This is a genomic window from Bacillus sp. JJ675 (genome assembly GCF_036963165.1).
Taxonomy (GTDB): domain Bacteria; phylum Bacillota; class Bacilli; order Bacillales; family Bacillaceae; genus Bacillus; species Bacillus glycinifermentans.
In genome coordinates this window covers 1-205 of record NZ_JBALMR010000125.1, presented here as the reverse complement: position 1 = coordinate 205, position 205 = coordinate 1, and the positions used below count along the sequence as shown (strand labels likewise).

Here is a 205-nt window from a genome sequence, read left to right as displayed (position 1 = left end):
TTAAATACCAAGGATTTGAAGGAACGGAGAATGAAGATCGTATAGAGGCTGCGGTAAGAAAAAGTGATCTAGTAATAGTTGTCACTCCATTCACCGCCCATAAAGGAAGCTGGGCTGCACGTAATTATACAAAGAATTACGATGTCCCATTTAAGCAAACAACATCTTATGGAGTTAAAACCATTGAAAACATATTGCATGATAC

General features: G+C 37.6%; 1 protein-coding gene. It reads left to right on the top strand.

The window, feature by feature from the left end; genetic code table 11:
• Positions 1-205 (top strand): DUF2325 domain-containing protein (locus V7126_RS23710; RefSeq protein ID WP_335499819.1); only part of this gene is annotated, 205 nt, incomplete at both ends.